At 60.9% G+C, this 16,369-nt stretch carries 12 protein-coding genes, 4 tRNA genes and 1 pseudogene; 12 read left to right on the top strand and 5 right to left on the bottom strand.

From position 1 onward, the window contains the following. Window positions 1-59: 59 nt before the first annotated feature. Window positions 60-1,064, bottom strand: a complete 1,005-nt coding sequence (locus M1D68_RS18005) for an NADP-dependent oxidoreductase (protein ID WP_420766906.1) — start codon at window positions 1,062-1,064, stop codon at window positions 60-62. A 226-nt stretch (window positions 1,065-1,290) separates the two neighbouring features. On the opposite strand from M1D68_RS18005, the gene M1D68_RS18000 reads away from it, so the two are divergent. The 4 genes and pseudogenes from M1D68_RS18000 (at window position 1,291) to M1D68_RS17985 (ending at window position 5,736) form a co-directional block, all read left to right on the top strand. After that, window positions 1,291-2,052 (top strand): SDR family oxidoreductase, encoded by a 762-nt coding sequence (locus tag M1D68_RS18000; RefSeq protein ID WP_420766905.1) that lies wholly within the window; start codon window positions 1,291-1,293, stop codon window positions 2,050-2,052. A 208-nt stretch (window positions 2,053-2,260) separates the two neighbouring features. After that, entirely contained in the window at window positions 2,261-3,658 is a 1,398-nt protein-coding gene (locus M1D68_RS17995) for an aminotransferase-like domain-containing protein (RefSeq protein WP_434627756.1), read from the top strand. Window positions 3,659-3,768: 110 nt separating this feature from the next. Next, window positions 3,769-4,827: pseudogene (locus tag M1D68_RS17990) on the top strand (HAMP domain-containing protein); the annotation flags it as partial. Further along, a complete protein-coding gene (locus tag M1D68_RS17985) occupies window positions 4,828-5,736 on the top strand; it encodes a methyl-accepting chemotaxis protein (RefSeq protein WP_434564132.1) in 909 nt (302 codons plus the stop codon). Window positions 5,737-5,900: 164 nt separating this feature from the next. Here the strand turns inward: M1D68_RS17985 and M1D68_RS17980 are convergent, their stop codons facing one another. After that, the gene (locus M1D68_RS17980) at window positions 5,901-6,659 is read right to left on the bottom strand and encodes a VHS/ENTH/ANTH domain-containing protein (RefSeq protein ID WP_434560042.1); all 759 of its coding nucleotides are present in this window, start codon (window positions 6,657-6,659) and stop codon (window positions 5,901-5,903) included. Between the two features lie 371 nt (window positions 6,660-7,030). On the opposite strand from M1D68_RS17980, the gene M1D68_RS17975 reads away from it, so the two are divergent. The 4 genes from M1D68_RS17975 (at window position 7,031) to M1D68_RS17960 (ending at window position 7,444) form a co-directional block, all read left to right on the top strand. Beyond that, a tRNA-Glu gene (locus tag M1D68_RS17975) sits at window positions 7,031-7,106 on the top strand. A gap of 2 nt (window positions 7,107-7,108) precedes the next feature. Next, window positions 7,109-7,184 (top strand) — tRNA-Gly (locus M1D68_RS17970). Between the two features lie 105 nt (window positions 7,185-7,289). Then, window positions 7,290-7,365 (top strand) — tRNA-Glu (locus M1D68_RS17965). 3 nt (window positions 7,366-7,368) lie between these two features. After that, window positions 7,369-7,444: transfer RNA gene (locus M1D68_RS17960), tRNA-Gly, on the top strand. A gap of 181 nt (window positions 7,445-7,625) precedes the next feature. Here the strand turns inward: M1D68_RS17960 and M1D68_RS17955 are convergent. After that, window positions 7,626-8,033, bottom strand: a complete 408-nt coding sequence (locus M1D68_RS17955; protein ID WP_420766902.1) for a PA2817 family protein — start codon at window positions 8,031-8,033, stop codon at window positions 7,626-7,628. A 77-nt stretch (window positions 8,034-8,110) separates the two neighbouring features. Further along, window positions 8,111-10,558, bottom strand: a complete 2,448-nt coding sequence (locus M1D68_RS17950; RefSeq protein ID WP_457967986.1) for an acyl-CoA dehydrogenase — start codon at window positions 10,556-10,558, stop codon at window positions 8,111-8,113. 303 nt (window positions 10,559-10,861) lie between these two features. Between M1D68_RS17950 and M1D68_RS17945 the strand changes: the two genes are divergently transcribed. The 3 genes from M1D68_RS17945 to M1D68_RS17935 all read left to right on the top strand — a co-directional run bounded on the left by M1D68_RS17945 (window position 10,862) and on the right by M1D68_RS17935 (window position 13,328). After that, window positions 10,862-11,485 (top strand): glutathione S-transferase family protein, encoded by a 624-nt coding sequence (locus tag M1D68_RS17945; protein WP_457967985.1) that lies wholly within the window; start codon window positions 10,862-10,864, stop codon window positions 11,483-11,485. 134 nt (window positions 11,486-11,619) lie between these two features. Next, entirely contained in the window at window positions 11,620-12,552 is a 933-nt protein-coding gene (locus M1D68_RS17940; protein WP_434607138.1) for an ABC transporter ATP-binding protein, read from the top strand. Continuing rightward, on the top strand, window positions 12,549-13,328 hold the full coding sequence (locus M1D68_RS17935; protein WP_420766898.1) for an ABC transporter permease: 780 nt from the start codon (window positions 12,549-12,551) through the stop codon (window positions 13,326-13,328). The genes M1D68_RS17940 and M1D68_RS17935 overlap by 4 nt, the downstream gene beginning before the upstream one ends. Window positions 13,329-13,385: 57 nt before the next feature. Here M1D68_RS17935 and M1D68_RS17930 read toward each other — a convergent pair whose 3' ends face one another. Continuing rightward, on the bottom strand, window positions 13,386-13,901 hold the full coding sequence (locus tag M1D68_RS17930; RefSeq protein WP_420766897.1) for a DUF2062 domain-containing protein: 516 nt from the start codon (window positions 13,899-13,901) through the stop codon (window positions 13,386-13,388). Between the two features lie 145 nt (window positions 13,902-14,046). On the opposite strand from M1D68_RS17930, the gene M1D68_RS17925 reads away from it, so the two are divergent. Further along, a complete protein-coding gene (locus M1D68_RS17925) occupies window positions 14,047-16,293 on the top strand; it encodes a DNA internalization-related competence protein ComEC/Rec2 (RefSeq protein ID WP_457967984.1) in 2,247 nt (748 codons plus the stop codon). Window positions 16,294-16,369 lie beyond the last annotated feature (76 nt).

The following is a 16,369-nucleotide window of genomic DNA, read 5'->3' as shown; positions in this document are numbered from 1 at the left end:
CTGTGGGAGCGAGCTTGCTCCCACAGTTGTTTTGCGTCGGCCACTCACAGTGATGTGCCTCAGACCTTCAACACCAACTTCCCAAAATTCTCACCACTGAACAATTTGGTCAGCGTCTCGGGGAATGTCTCCAGCCCTTCGACGATGTCTTCCTTGCTCTTGAGCTGCCCCTTGGCCATCCAGCCGGCCATTTCCTGCCCGGCGGCGGCGAACTGCGAGGCATAGTCCATGACCACGAACCCTTCCATCCGCGCGCGGTTGACCAACAGCGACAGGTAGTTGGCCGGGCCCTTGACCGCTTCTTTGTTGTTGTATTGGCTGATGGCGCCGCAGATCACCACGCGGGCCTTGAGGTTCAAACGGCTGAGCACCGCATCGAGAATGTCGCCGCCAACGTTATCGAAATACACATCCACGCCTTTGGGGCATTCGCGCTTCAGGCCGGCGTGAACGTCTTCACTCTTGTAATCGATGGCACCGTCGAAGCCCAGCTCATCGATCAGGAATTTGCATTTGTCGGCGCCGCCAGCGATGCCGACCACGCGACAGCCTTTGATCTTGGCAATTTGCCCGGCAATGCTGCCTACCGCCCCGGCGGCACCGGACAGGACCACGGTTTCGCCGGCCTTCGGTGCGCCGACATCCAACAGAGCGAAATAGGCGGTCATGCCCGTCATGCCCAGCGCTGACAGATAACGTGGCAGCGGCGCCAGTTTCGGATCGACTTTGTAGAAGCCTCGCGGCTCGCCGAGGAAATAATCCTGCACACCCAAGGCACCGTTCACGTAGTCGCCTACCGCGTATCCGGGGTTATTCGAGGCGACGACCTGGCCTACGCCCAAGGCGCGCATGACCTCACCAATGCCGACCGGCGGGATGTACGATTTTCCCTCATTCATCCAGCCACGCATGGCCGGGTCCAGGGACAGGTACTCGTTCTTGACCAGGATCTGGCCGGGTGCCGGCTCGCCGACCGGGACTTGTTGATAAGTGAACGTCTCACGGGTAGCGGCGCCCACCGGGCGTTTGGCGAGCAGGAACTGGCGGTTGGTCAGGGCGGTCATGACAGGCACTTAAGATGAATGAAGCCTTGTTGATAGACGCTTGGAGCCTTCGCTGCAAGGTTTGCCGATACAGCGAATGCACATCGATCCAACCCAGTGATAATCCGCCGGGTATCGTTATCACTGGCGTTCATGCGACGCCAACCGGCGGTTGGATAGTGCTGCCGCACCGAAGCGATGGATGGCTATATTGCAGCGACAACGGTAATTCTTCGAGGCATTGACGATGAGCATGACGTTTTCCGGACAGGTTGCCGTGGTGACGGGCGGCGCGGCGGGCATTGGTCGCGCCACGGCCCAGGCGTTCGCAGCACAGCACCTGAAGGTAGTCGTCGCCGACCTGGACGTCGCGGGTGGCGAAGGCACGGTGCAGTTGATTCGCGATGCGGGTGGCGAGGCTGTGTTCGTGCGCTGCGACGTGACACTGGACAGCGACGTGCAAAATCTCATGAATGAAGTCATCGGCGCCTACGGTCGCCTCGATTACGCATTCAATAACGCGGGCATCGAAATCGAAAAGGGCAAACTGGCTGACGGGACGCTGGATGAGTTCGACGCGATCATGGGCGTCAACGTTAAAGGCGTCTGGTTGTGCATGAAATACCAACTGCCCTTGCTGCTTGCCCAGGGCGGCGGCGCGATCGTCAATACGGCCTCGGTGGCAGGGCTTGGGGCGGCGCCAAAGATGAGCATCTACGCGGCGTCCAAGCATGCGGTGATCGGCTTGACCAAGTCTGCGGCGATTGAATATGCCAAGAAGAAAATCCGCGTTAATGCGGTGTGCCCGGCGGTGATCGATACAGACATGTTCCGTCGGGCCTATGAGGCGGACCCGAGAAAAGGCGAATACGCCAACTCGATGCATCCGGTGGGCAGAATCGGCAAGGTCGAGGAAATCGCCAGCGCCGTGTTGTATTTGTGCTGCGACGGCGCGGCATTCACTACGGGCCAGGCGTTGGCGGTGGATGGGGGGGCTACGGCAATCTGATACCGACAAGCGCTTTTCTCGCTGCAGGACAAAGCCCGCACTGGTTGCGGGTTTTTCTTTGGAGGGCAAAGGTTCCCCTGATGGTTTTGCCATTGTATTTCAAGAAATGAGAATCAGCCGTTTTTGCGTGTTCTCTTACATCGCCCAGCATCGCCCTGTGCTTAACTGTTTGTGGAAATAAAACAAACGCTTAGGAGCTTGGTTACTCATGGAGTTGAGAATCGACCGGCAGGCCCTGGTGCCCGTCGTGCAGCAAATTGTCGATGCGTTGGCCTGCTGGATTCGACAGGGCGCGGTGGAGCCGGGGACTCGCCTGCCATCGATCCGCCAGCTGGCACGGGAGAACCTGCTGAGTCAGGCGAGCGTCCATGAAGCCTGCCAGCGTTTGGTCGCCCAGGGCTTGCTGGCGTCGCGCCACGGTTCGAGTTTTGTCGTGGCTCCGGCCGCTTGCGCAACGGAAGAAGCCTTGGCCCATGGCTGGCTGCAAGGTGTATTGGCCGATCATGACGCCCCGGCAGGCGTTATGTATCAAGCGCTGAAGCTGGGCGGCGGCGGGCTGCCTGAAAGCTGGCGCGAAAGTGATGACCTGGGGTATGCGATACGTCAGGTGACTCGCACTGACATGGCGGGGTTGTTCAACTACAGCACGCCACTGGGACTGCCAGCCCTGCGTGAGCAGCTGTCCAGGCGATTGAAACAGTTCGATATCGATGCCGATGAAAAACGCATCCTGACCACCCTGGGCGCTACCCACGGGCTCGACCTGATCGTGCGCACGCTTCTGCGACCGGGCTGCTGCGTGGTGGTGGAGAGCCCCGGTTACTCGAAGCTGTTCGACCTGCTCAGGCTGCACAAGATAGACATGATCGAGCTGCCCAGGACACCCCGTGGCCCGGACGTCGACGCCCTTCAACGCCTGCTGGCGGTTCATCGACCCAGCGCTATTTTCGTCAACAGCGCCTGCCACAACCCAACCGGCAGCAGCCTGGCGCCGGCGGTGGCCCAGCGTCTGCTGCAACTGGCGCAAGAGCACGCGATGCTGGTCATCGAAGATGATGTCTACGCCGATTTCCAGGGGCCAACGCGGGCCCGATTGGCGGCGCTGGATACCGACGTGGTCTACCTGGGCAGCTTCTCCAAGACCTTGAGCAGCTCTTTACGCGTTGGGTTCATGGTGGCGGCGCCCTCCGTCATCGCGCGTCTGGGCGAGATCAAGGAGATCACTTGCCGGGGCGGTTCCCGATTCGCCGAGTCCGTGCTGGCCAGCCTCCTGGCCAATGGCGCCTATCGCAAGCTGGTCCAGCGCCAGCGCCAGCGCCTCAATGCCGACATGGCGGTGGCGTTGCAGCTTTTGGAGGATGCCGACTGGAAAGTATTCGGCAAACCGGCGGGAGGCCTGTTCATCTGGGCGCGTCCGCCGCTGTGTGACTATGCTGAGGTACAGCGTCTGGCCAGGCGGTGCGGCATTCAGTTGTCATCCCGCACGGCGTTCAGCCCATCGGGTGCCGAGACGGATTGGCTGCGGGTCAACGTCGCCTATGCCCGGGATCCCAGGGCCTTGGCTTTCTTCCGGGCCACGGCTCTGGATCGACCTCAAATGTCCTGAAAACGACGCGGCTGTAGCTTTTTGCCATTATTCCGACGCCAGCATCTTGTGTTGCGGGGCGTCTCGTTGCGAATCTGCAATCAACACACACCGGCAGAGGACTGGGCGCAATGATTTCGGCCGTGCAAGGACGTTTTGCCAACCTGGGTATGGCAAAGAAATTGGGTATCGGCTTTGTCCTGGTGCTGCTGCTTACCGCAGTAGTGGCGGCCATTGGCGTCTGGTCCCTGCAAACCATCAGTCATCGCTTCGACGGCTTGAAGCAGATGTCATCCCTCAACAGCCGGTTGCTCAAGGTCCGGCTGCTGGAGCAGGAATTTGCCTTGCGTTCAGACCCCAAGTCCGCCGATGCCCTGCGACAGGGGGTCGATGGCTTGCTGGCCCTGGCGAACGACCTCAGGACACGGTCAGACGGCAATGCGGCGGTGATGAATGAGGTGGAGCAGGCGCTGACGGCGTATCGCAAGGCCTTCGATGAGTTCGTCGGGCTGAGCCAGAGCAAGGACCTGGCGCTGGAAATGGCCAGCTGGTCGGTGTCCAGTGTCGCCAACAACCTGGATGTATTGCAGGCCGGACTCGCCGATGATGGCGCCTATACCTTGAAGGATTCCGAGGGCAAGGAGGGTGCAGAGTTCATCGAGCAGGCCAACCAGGTCAGCGAAGTGTCGCGACTTATGCTGCAGTCGATGAACGAAGCGCGCGTTCGGTTGGACCAAAGCCGTAAAGGCAGTGATGAGGCTGCCGGGCAGGGCAATATCGAACAGGCCGAGCAGGCCATGAAGTTGGCGGAAGCGCTCAAGGGCGCGGTCAAGGACCCGGGTTACCAGACCGTACTCAACGAGGTCGCCGGGCACATCGGCGGGTTCAACCAGCAACTTGCGGAATACACCGCGCTGCTGACCAAGGAAAAGATCGTCTACCAGCAATTGCATGAGCGCGCCGATCAGGTGATGGCGCGGGTCGACCAGGCCTACAGCGCCGAAGACAGTGCCATGCAGGCGGAACTTAAGAAAAATTCGTTGATGATCATCGGCTCGTCGGCTTTGGCGCTGCTGGTTGGATTGATCGCGGCCTGGGTGATTACCCGGTTGATCGTCGCCCCGCTGCGCAGTGTGATCCGTGTCGCCCAGCGGATCGCCGCCGGGGACCTGAGCGCCAAGGTCGAAGTGATGCGCCGGGATGAGATTGGCCAGCTGATGTTGGCGATGCAACAGATGGGTGCCGGCTTGAGCAGTATCGTCAGCGGTTTGCAGGCTGGCATCGACCAACTGGCCAGCTCCGCCCAGTCGCTGTCGTCCGTCACTGAACAGACCAACCTGGAAGTCAGCAGCCAGAAGGAAGAAACCGAGCAAGTGGCCACGGCGATGAACCAGATGACTGCCACGGTTCACGATGTAGCCCGCAATGCGGAGGAGGCGGCGCAAGCGGCCCAAACGGCTGATGATAAAGTCGAAAGCGGCCAGCAGGTCGTGCGCCAGAGCATGGTCCGTATCGAGCAACTGGCTGACTCGGCGACCATGGCGAGCACCAGCATCGAAAGCCTGAGCGCCGAGATACAAAACATCGGCACCGTGCTGAGCGTGATCAAGAGTGTCGCCGAGCAAACCAATCTGTTGGCGCTCAACGCAGCTATCGAGGCGGCGCGGGCTGGCGAACAGGGCAGGGGGTTTGCGGTGGTGGCCGATGAAGTGCGGGCCCTGGCCAGGCGCACGCAACAGTCCACCGAGGAAATCGAGCGCCTGGTCAGCGCGCTACGCTCTGCTGCTCAAGCGTCCGTACAGCAAATCCAGAGCAGTGGCGAGCTGGTAAAAATGGCGGTCAGCGATGCATTGCAGACCGAAAGCGCGCTAGGCAGCATCGCGGCGGCGGTGTCGTTGATCCAGCAAATGAACCAGCAGATCGCAGCGGCCGCCGAACAACAAAGCTCCGTGGCCGAAGAAATCAACCGCAGCGTCACCAGCATCCGCGCCAGCGCCGATCAATCATCCGTGGCCATGCAGGGTAATGCTGCCTCCAGCGTTGAACTGGCGCAGTTGGGCGTTGAGTTGAAAGGAATGGTGGGGCATTTCAAGTTGTGAGTTGGGGAGCTGTTGCTGCCACTATCGCCAGCAAGCTGGCCCCCACGTGGGATGTCCGGTGAACACAAGGTTCATGTCGCCGCAAATCCTGTAGGAGCGGGCTTGTCCGCGAAGAGGCCAGCACGTTCCAACCTTCTCACCCCATCCCGCTCCGCATCCCAGCCTCAGTCGTAGACCTTCTTTTTCTTCCACTCGTCGTTCGCTTCGTCTTCCTTCAACCCCTCGGTCAACTGGTTCACCTCACCCTCCACAGGCTGAGTGCTCGCCAGGACCTGGGCATTGGCCCGAGCCAGAAGCTTTTCCAGATAAGCCAGCTGTTCAGCATAGACCTGCGGTTCCTGCTGCTTGCGCAAATACTGGACACCACGCTCGAACGCCAGGCGAGCCTGCCCAGGCTGTTCCTGCTGCAGCGCCTGCTGGCCGAGGTTGTTGAAGAATTCGATGTGCAGCAGCACCAGAATGTGCCGGACCTCGCGAACCCAGCGCTTGGCCTCGTTGGGCGGTAGGAAACCGTCCTGGGCCGCGCGGGTGATCTGGCCGTGCAAGGCCTCGAGCAGGAACCGAACATCCTTGGCCTTCGCTTCGGTCTGGATCGGCGCCGGCGGGTTGTTGACCGGAATCGATTCACCCTGGGCGGCCAGTGCAGTCAGTTCGTCCAGGCGTGCCTTGACCTGAGCGTTGGACTTGTCGAGATTCAGCAGGCGCTGGCAGACGTTCAGCTCAAGACGCGTGATCAACAGCTTCAGGGCAGGGGTCATCAACTGGCCGGGGAAGGTTTCGGTGAGCTCGCCACAACGACGCAGGCGGTCGTTGAGCTCGACCTTGGTGCGGGCCTTTTCCAGCTTGTTGTTTTCCACCACATGGTTCATGTAGCCAATGGCGATCAACAGTGCGATCCCGGCTACGACGAGCAGGGTGATCATGAGTGGTGTCACCGGTAAGACCTCTTTAATGGGGAACGCATGTCATGAGTGTAGTGGCTTGGCTTTTAAGCGCATAGGCCCGAGCGACGCGATTAGACGGGCGTCGTGCTGTTTATAGGGCCTACAGCGTAGTAGATGCACATTGCCACTATTTGCCTGGTGCGACTATAGCGCCTTGGCGGGTGACAGAATATAGGCGTCAGAGACCGGGCGGACAAAATTCGCGAAGCCGCTTCAAAGCGGGGGAAGTCATTGATTTAAATAAATTTATATCTGGGGGTTGACGACCCTCCAATCCATCCATAGAATGCGCGCCACTTACAGCGTAAAGCACCTAGCCAAACGCGATAAGCAGTGAATGTTGTACGTGTGTCCCCTTCGTCTAGTGGCCTAGGACACCGCCCTTTCACGGCGGTAACAGGGGTTCGAGTCCCCTAGGGGACGCCAATGCGGGAATAGCTCAGTTGGTAGAGCACGACCTTGCCAAGGTCGGGGTCGCGAGTTCGAGTCTCGTTTCCCGCTCCAATTTTAAACAGCGTTGCTTTCGGGCAGGGCTGAGTGAAGCCAGAGCCGACATCTTAGGATGCGGATTTGGGCACTGGAATACACACCATGTGTTCCAGTTAGTGTGTCCCCTTCGTCTAGTGGCCTAGGACACCGCCCTTTCACGGCGGTAACAGGGGTTCGAGTCCCCTAGGGGACGCCATTTGCGGGAATAGCTCAGTTGGTAGAGCACGACCTTGCCAAGGTCGGGGTCGCGAGTTCGAGTCTCGTTTCCCGCTCCAAATTCAAAAAAACGCCGCTCATTCGAGCGGCGTTTTTTTATGCGCCTATAAAAAGTCTCCTAGCCCTCCAGGCGGTCGCGAGCCGCGATGACTCAGCGATCGGGCTGGGTTGCGCTGCTCCACAGCAAAGAAAAAGCCCGCAAGGTGTAAGCCGTGCGGGCCTTTTTTTTACTGGCTGCGATCAGTGTTTGCTGTCCTGGTCCGACATCGCCAGCAATTGTTTTTCCTGGTTCCAATCGAAGGGCTCGTCGTTCTGCTCAGCTTCGAACCGACGTTCCTCCAAGGCCTGGTACAGGTTGATTTCTTCGTCGGGCATGTAGTGAAGGCAATCGCCGCCGAAGTACCACAGCAGGTCGCGAGGCACCAAGTGGGCAATCTGTGGATATCGGACGATCACTTGGCACAAGAGGTCCTGGCCCAGGTATTGGCTTTCGATCGGATCGACCGGCAACTGCGCGCGCAAATCATCAAAGCGTTCCAGAAACAGCGCATGGCTTTCTTCGGGCACCTGTTCGGCCTCACCCACGGCGACCAGGATGCTGCGCAAGTGGTCAAGCAAGACGAGGTGATCGGCAACGACGTTGGACACGAGATAAGTCCTCAAGAGCAAAACGGGCGCAGGAGTATAAAGCGCCTGCGCCCGCTTTTACATGCTGGTCGTCCGGATCAACGGACTTTGTCCTCAGTGAGCGTCAGCGCTTGCGGGTCGAAGTCGTCCACGTCGATGACCTTGCGGCGTGCCGTTTCAGCGGCTCGCAGGGTCTGCGCTTCAGTTGCATTCAGCACGCCCGCTTCGAGCGCTGCATCGATAAGGGGCTCTCCAGGTGCCGGGTCGAGCTGACCCTGCTTCAGTGCCGAGTGCAACTTCTTGTGCAGTGGATGGGCGGTGGCCAGCAGGTCGGCGGCGTATTGCAGCGCACCGACAGGATCATCCTGTGACTGTGGGCGATAGCAGCCTTGAAGCAACTCCTCCAAAGTCGGATCGCCCTTGGCGCGACCGATAACCGCTGCCACCTCGGCATCGAGCCGGTCGCTCGGACCTTTATGACGCCGGCCGAAAGGAAACACCACCACACGCAACAGGCAGCCCAGCAGCCGGCTTGGGAAGTTGGCCAGCAGCTCGTCCAACGCCCGCTCCGACTGACCCAGGCTTTCTTCCATGGCCCACTGGAACAGTGGCGCCATATGATCCGGCGAATCGAGATCGTGGTAGCGCTTGAGTGCAGCCGAGGCCAGGTAAAGGTTGCTCAACACATCACCCAATCGGGCAGACAAGCGCTCGCGGCGCTTGAGCTCACCACCCAGCAACATCATGCTCAGGTCCGCCAGCAAGGCAAATGCCGCCGCTTGCCGGTTGAGGGCGCGGAAATAGCCTTGGCTCAAGGCGTTGCCTGGCACGTTATCGAAATGCCCCAGGCCGAGATTCAGCACCAAGGTACTGGCGGCATTGCTGACCGCGAAACCGATGTGCTTGAGCAGCAGTGCGTCGAATTCGAGCAATGCCTGGTCTTTGTCCTCGCGGGTGGCCAGGGCCATTTCCTTGAGCACGAACGGATGGCAGCGGATGGCACCCTGGCCGAAGATCATCAGGTTGCGCGACAGGATATTCGCGCCTTCGACCGTGATGAAAATCGGCGCGCCTTGCCAACTGCGTCCCAGGTAGTTGTTAGGACCCATGATGATGCCTTTGCCGCCGTGAACGTCCATGGCGTGGCTGATGCATTCGCGGCCACGTTCGGTCAGGTGGTACTTGAGGATCGCCGACAGCACCGAAGGTTTTTCGCCGAGGTCCACCGCGTTGGCCGTCAGCATGCGCGCGGCGTCCATCAGCCAGGCATTGCCACCGATGCGCGCCATGGCTTCCTGGATGCCTTCGAAGGCCGACAACGGCACGTTGAATTGTTCACGCACCTGGGTGTACTGGCCGGTGACCAGGCTGGTGAACTTCGCCGCGCCGGTACCGACCGCGGGCAATGAAATCGAGCGCCCGACCGACAGGCAGTTCATCAGCATCATCCAGCCCTTGCCGAGCATGGCCTGGCCGCCGATCAGAAAGTCCAGCGGGATGAAGACATCCTTGCCCCAGTTCGGCCCGTTCATGAAGGCGGCGCCGAGGGGCAGATGGCGACGGCCGATCTGAACGCCGGGCGTGTCGGTGGGGATCAGCGCCAGGCTGATTCCCAGGTCTTCTTCGTCGCCCAGCAAGTGGTCCGGGTCATAGGCCTTGAAGGCCAGGCCGAGGAGGGTGGCGACCGGGCCTAGGGTGATGTAGCGCTTTTCCCAGTTCAGGCGCAGGCCAAGGGTTTCCTCGCCTTGCCACTCGCCTTTGCAGATGATCCCGGTGTCGGGCATCGCCCCGGCGTCGGACCCGGCCAGTGGGCCGGTCAGCGCGAAGCAGGGGATGTCGTCGCCACGGGCCAGTCGCGGCAGGTAATGGTTGCGTTGTTCGTCGGTGCCGTAATGCAGCAACAGTTCCGCGGGGCCGAGGGAATTGGGGACCATGACGGTGGAAGCCAGGTCGCCGCTGCGGGTGGCGAGCTTCATTGCCACCTGGGAGTGGGCATAGGCGGAGAACCCCTTGCCACCGTATTCCTTGGGAATGATCAGGGCGAAAAAACCATGCTCCTTGATGTGTGCCCACGCTTCGGGCGGCAGGTCCATCGCCTGGCCGATCTGCCAGTCGCTGACCATCGCACAAAGCGCTTCGGTAGGGCCGTCGAGGAACGCCTGCTCCTCGTCGGTCAGACGAACCTTGGGGTAAGCCAGCAGCGTGTCCCAGTCTGGCCGTCCACTGAAAAGCTCGCCATCCCACCATACCGTGCCAGCGTCGATGGCGTCGCGCTCGGTCTGGGACATGGGCGGCAGGGTTTTCTGGAACCAGTCGAACATCGGCGCGCTGAAGTATTTGCGGCGCAGGTCCGGTAGCAGCAGCGGTGCCGCGATGGCGGCGAGCACCAGCCAGAGAACGAGCATCAGCCAGCCGGGTGCATGGCTGGCGGTGCCCATCACCAGCAAGTAGACGGCGACGATGCCCAGCGCCGGTAGCGGGGCGGTGCGACGATGCGCCAGCCAGGCTACCCCGACGACCAGAACCAGTATCCACAACAACAGCATAAGTGATCCTCCGTGAACCAAGGCAAAACCGACCTTCAGAGCTTAGACGGCCCCTGCAAAACCGGCAGTCGGCGCGATGTGATTGATTTCGTGGGAAACCCTCGACGTATCGCGCCAGTCTGGTTGGCAACAACCGTGGGAAATCGTTCGTTGCCAGCGTGAGAAAACGCCATTGTTTGGCGCAAATGCCGTGTCGGCCCCGGCTGGGTCGACAGCGCGCGTCGGCTCCGTGGCGGGTAATGATTTGAGCCGTTCCTCATCCGGCGTATGCTGCTGCGGCATTTATCCTTTGAGGAAGCCGAGATGCTGAAGATTTGGGGCCGGAAGAACTCATCGAATGTTCGAAAGGCGTTGTGGTGTGCCGAGGAACTGGGACTGGCCTACGAGGCCATCGATGCCGGCGGGGCCTTCGGTGTGGTGGACACGCCGCAGTACCGCGCCAAGAACCCCAACGGTCGGGTTCCGATGCTGGAAGACGAAGGCTTCGTGCTCTGGGAGTCGAATACCATCGTTCGCTACCTGGCCGCTCGTCATGCATCGGGTTCGGCTTGGTACCCCGACGATGTCCAGGCCCGGGCCAAGGCAGAGAAGTGGATGGACTGGACCACGTCCAGCTTCGCGGCCCCGTTTCGCACGGTATTCTGGGGCGTCCTGCGCACCCCGCCCGAGCAGCAGGACTGGGTTGCCATCAAGGCGGCGATCAAGGAGTGCGACGACCTGCTGGCGATGGTCGACCAGGCCCTGGCCGAACAGCCTTACCTTGGCGGTGATGAAATCGGCATGGGCGACATTCCCCTCGGCAGTTTCATTTATGCCTGGTTCGAGATGCCCATAGAGCGCGCCGCGCTGCCGAACCTCCAAGCCTGGTATGCACGGCTCAGGCAGCGTTCGGCCTATCAGAAAGCTGTCATGACCGCGTTGACTTAATAGTTACTATCGACACACTTCACTGTACTTGTGCGGCGACGCCACGCACCATTGCCTTCGTGCGCCATGGTTGCATTGCTCGCCGTGCGCCCTTATCTAGTGTTCTTCTTCCCCTTCTTGGTGCGTAATCCGATATGAGTTCCGCTCTGTCCATACGGCAGTTAACCAAAACCTACGGCAACGGTTTCCAGGCCCTGAGTGGTATCGATCTGGACGTCGCCGAAGGTGATTTCTTCGCCTTGCTTGGCCCGAACGGGGCAGGAAAATCCACGACCATCGGCATTCTTTCCACTCTGGTGAACAAGACCAGCGGCACGGTCAATGTCTTCGGCCACGACCTGGACCGCGCGCCCGCCGCGCTCAAGCGCTGCATCGGCGTGGTGCCTCAGGAATTCAATTTCAACCAGTTCGAAAAGACCTTCGACATCGTCGTGACCCAGGCCGGCTACTACGGCATCCCACCGAAGATTGCCAACGAGCGCGCCGAACAGTACCTGACCCAACTGGGCTTGTGGGACAAGCGCGACGTGCCGTCCCGTTCGTTGTCCGGTGGCATGAAGCGACGTTTGATGATTGCGCGCGCGCTGGTGCATGAACCGCGCCTGCTGATCCTCGATGAACCGACCGCGGGCGTGGACATCGAACTGCGCCGTTCGATGTGGACCTTCCTGACCGAGCTGAACCAGAAAGGCATCACCATTATCCTCACGACGCATTATCTGGAAGAAGCCGAGCAGCTGTGCCGCAATATCGGCATCATCGACCACGGCACTATCGTCGAGAACACCAGCATGCGGCAGTTGCTGAGCCAATTGCACGTGGAAACCTTTTTGCTGGATCTCAAGCATGACTTGAGCGTCACCCCTCAGCTCGTAGGCTATCCGGCCCGGCTGCTGGACGGCCACACCCTGGAAGTCCAGGTCGACAAATCCGTCGGCATTACCGGGCTGTTCACCCAGCTGGCCCTGCAAAACATCGAAGTGCTGAGCCTGCGCAACAAGACCAATCGCCTTGAGGAGTTGTTCGTGTCCCTGGTGGAAAAAAACCTGGCGAAGGTGGCGGTATGAGTTCGGAACTGCGCCCCAACCTGATCGCCCTCAATACGATCGTTTATCGCGAAGTCCGACGCTTCATGCGGATCTGGCCGCAGACCTTGCTGCCCCCGGCCATCACGATGGTTTTGTACTTTGTGATCTTCGGTAACCTGATCGGCCGGCAGATCGGCGACATGGGCGGCTTTACGTACATGGACTACATCGTGCCGGGGCTGATCATGATGTCGGTGATCACCAACTCCTACGGCAACGTCGTGTCGAGTTTCTTCGGCAGCAAATTCCAGCGTTCGATCGAAGAACTGATGGTCTCACCGGTTTCGCCCCATACGATCCTGATCGGGTTTGCCTTGGGCGGTGTGTTGCGAGGATTGGCGGTGGGCCTGATCGTGACCCTGCTGTCGCTGTTCTTCACCGACCTGCAGGTGCATCACCTGGGCGTGACGATCCTGGTGGTGGTGCTGACGGCTACGATCTTTTCGCTGCTGGGTTTCATCAATGCCGTGTTTGCGCGCAACTTCGACGACATCTCCATCATCCCGACCTTCGTACTGACGCCGCTGACCTACCTGGGTGGGGTGTTCTATTCGATCTCCTTGCTGCCCCCGTTCTGGCAGACCGTATCGCTGGCCAACCCGGTGTTGCATATGGTCAACGCGTTTCGCTACGGGATCCTTGGGGTGTCGGACATTCGCATCAGTATCGCGATCACCTTCATGCTGGTGGCGACCGTGGTGCTTTACGTGGGGTGCGCGCGGTTGCTGGTGAGTGGGCGGGGAATGCGTACCTGAGATTGTCTTGGGTTCTTCGTTTTTTTGGGGTGCGTGAATACACACACCCCAAAATCATCACATCCGACTCCGCTTGCGCCGCCTCCATTGTCTGGTAACCCACCAGCGCCAGTACGCCATCGTCACGAAATATGCCAGCGCCCCAAGCACCAACCCAGTCACCACCGAACCCAACAGAAACGGCTGCCACAACGTCGCCAGCTGGTGGGTGATCCACTCCCAGGTCAATTCGTCCGGCAACGTCCGGGCTGGCACATCCATCAGCCAGGCGCCGGTTTGATAAGTGCAGAAGAACACCGCCGGCATGGTGATGGGGTTGGTCAGCCAGACCAGGCTCACGGCAATCGGAATGTTGCCGCGAACCGTGATGGCCAGCGCCGCGGCCAGCAGCATTTGCAGGGGAATGGGCAAGAAAGCGGCGAACAGGCCGACGGCCATCGCCCGGGCGACCGAATGGCGATTGAGGTGCCAAAGGTTGGGGTCGTGCAGCAGCGTACCGAGAAAGCGTAAGGATTTGTGTTCCCGAATGCTCGCTGGGTCAGGCATGTAACGTTTGAATAGGCGCCGGGGCATAAGGCTTCTCGGTCGGATCACAGCAGTCAGGCCGCAAGTATGTCCGGATTCTACGACTGACAGATTCAGACTTTGTGACAATTGATAACGCGCAGGGTGCCATTGAGCGTCTAAGCCTGGAGAGGGAACTCTCAAGGATGGGCTTATGCGCACGGCAATGGTCGCGCTTGCACTGGGGCTGCTGGCCCCGATTTTTCTACCGGCCTTGCCGCCGTCCTGGTTGATTGCAGCCATGACTGTGGCGGCGTTGTTGGTGTTGCCGACCCGTACGTACTGGGCAGGCTTGTTCTTCATCGGGCTGGCCTGGGCCTGTTTTTGCGCACAGCTCGCATTGGACGATCGGTTGTCCGTCGCGCTGGAGGGTGAGACTCGCTGGGTCGAGGGGCGGGTCGTCGGTTTGCCGCAACAGGGTGATGGCGTCGTGCGTTTCGAGCTCGCCGATGCGCATTCCCGGCGTACGCGTTTGCCGGCGTCGATGCGCCTGGCCTGGTATGGCGGGCCGCTGGTCAGTAGTGGAGAGACGTGGCGCCTGGCGGTGAAACTCAAGCGACCCGCGGGGTTGCTCAATCCCCATGGCTTCGACTATGAGGCCTGGCTGTTGAGCAGGGGGATCGGTGCGACCGGCACCGTCAAGGATGGTTCGCTGCTACAACCGGCCAAGGGCGCCTGGCGCGATGGGGTGCGCCAGGCACTGGCAAAGGTCGATGCCCAGGGCCGTTCCGGTGCGCTGCTGGCGTTGATCCTCGGCGACGGCGCCGGGTTGAGCCGCGAAGAATGGCGGGTGCTGCAAGACACCGGCACCGTCCATCTGCTGGTGATTTCCGGGCAGCATATTGGCCTGCTTGCCGGCCTGGTCTATCTGCTGGTGGCGGGGGCGGCGCGTTATGGCGTCTGGCCGGCGCGTTTGCCGTGGTTGCCCTGGGCGTGCGCCCTGGCATTTGCCGCGGCCCTGGGGTACGGCCTGCTCGCCGGGTTCGATGTGCCGGTGCGACGGGCCTGCGCAATGATTGGCCTGGTGCTGTTGTGGCGCTTGCGTTTCCGCCAGGCTCAACCCTGGTGGGCCTGGATGGCGGCGTTCGTCGGGGTGCTGGTGCTGGATCCGCTGGCCAGCCTGCGGCCAGGCTTCTGGTTGTCGTTCGCTGCGGTGGCGATATTGATGTTCACTGTTGGCGGTCGCCTGGGGCCGTGGCGCTGGTGGCAGACGTGGACCCGCGCCCAGTGGTTCATTGCCCTGGGGCTGTGCCCGCTGTTATTGATCCTGGGACTGCCGGTCAGCCTCAGCGGTCCTTTGATCAACCTGCTGGCGGTACCCTGGATCAGCCTGTTGGTGTTGCCCTCGGCACTGCTTGGCACGGCGTTGTTGCCGGTCCCCTTCGTCGGTGAAAGCCTGCTCTGGATCGCCGGCGGGCTGCTCGATCTGCTGTTCAATGGGCTCGGCTTGGCTGCCGGGCAAGTGCCGGCCTGGGTGCCTCTCGCCATACCGCTGTGGGCGTGGTGCATTGCAGCGACCGGTGCTCTGCTGTTGTTGCTGCCCGAGGGCGTGCCCCTACGCCTCCTCGGATGGCCGATGTTGTTGCTGATGGTTTTTCCTCCCAGGGACGAAGTGCCTCCGGGCCAAGCGGAAGTCTGGCAATTGGACGTCGGCCAGGGGTTGGCGATCCTGGTGCGCACCCATCGGCACACCTTGCTCTACGACGCAGGGCCGCGCTTTGGCGAGGCGGATTCAGGCGAGCGCGTGGTCGTGCCGACCTTGCACAAGCTTGGTGTGGAAAAGATCGACCTTCTGTTGCTTAGCCACGCCGATGCCGATCACGCCGGCGGAGCCCAGGCCGTGCGCAACCGATTGCCAACGACTCGGGTCATCAGCGGTGATCCGCAAGCGCTGCCCGGGGATTTGCAGGCGGGTTCATGCGATAGCGGCGAGAGCTGGGCATGGGACGGGGTCAGGTTCGAGCTCTGGCGCTGGGATTCAGCTGTCGAAAGCAATCAGAAATCCTGTGTCTTGCTGATCATGGCGGGCGAGGAGCGACTGCTGTTGACCGGCGACATCGATACCCACGCCGAGCGCGCCTTGCTCGAAGGTCCCTTGCCGGGACCGATCCAATGGCTGGCGGCACCGCACCATGGCAGCCGCAGCTCATCGTCGATGGCGCTGCTGGCGCGGCTCAAACCTCATTCGGTGTTGATATCCAGGGGGCGGAGCAACGCGTTCGGCCATCCGCACCCCTGGGTGATCGAGCGATACAGGAGGTTGGGCCTGTCGATTTTCGACAGCGCCGAGCAGGGCGCCATTCGTCTGCAACTGGGCGCCTTCGCGCCGGCGCGCACCCAGGCAGGTGTTCGGCGTTACTGGCGTGACCGGCTGGCCGCGGGGGCTTGGACAGAACATTGACCCAGCTCGTCAGTCATGGTCGTGTTGTCGGCGGCACGGGTCTGCACCGCGCGTCTGTATGATAAAGTGGCGCACT

The organism is Pseudomonas sp. R4-84 (genome assembly GCF_054130985.1).
The sequence above is the reverse complement of the archived record's forward strand: the minus strand, read 5'-3'. Positions and strand labels throughout refer to the sequence as shown.